Origin of the sequence: Ventosimonas gracilis (assembly GCF_001580025.1) — a bacterium.
Taxonomy (GTDB): Bacteria; Pseudomonadota; Gammaproteobacteria; order Pseudomonadales; family Pseudomonadaceae; genus Ventosimonas; species Ventosimonas gracilis.
Genome location: NZ_LSZO01000198.1, coordinates 1 through 244, shown reverse-complemented (window position 1 = coordinate 244; position 244 = coordinate 1). Strand labels below are relative to the sequence as shown.

Here is a 244-nt window from a genome sequence, read left to right as displayed (position 1 = left end):
AAAAGTCCAGAAGTCAATGATCTGCTTTAAGCTGCTTTAAGCCAGAGCGCTTTTTCGCTCGCTTAAGCGGATCGTTCAATTCTGGGCTTTTGGGCTGTTGCTCTTGGTTATCGCCGACATTTTTGCGCTTGTTTTGCGCTTGCTGTTAGCAGCGGCGTTCTGGTGGAGCCAAGGAGAGTCGAACTCCTGACCTCCTGCGTGCAAAGCAGGCGCTCTACCAGCTGAGCTATGGCCCCAAGCATTT

General features: G+C 51.6%; 1 tRNA gene. It reads right to left on the bottom strand.

Going from position 1 to position 244, the window contains the following annotated elements:
- Window positions 1–160: 160 nt before the first annotated feature.
- Window positions 161–236: transfer RNA gene (locus tag AXE65_RS11360), tRNA-Ala, on the bottom strand.
- Window positions 237–244 lie beyond the last annotated feature (8 nt).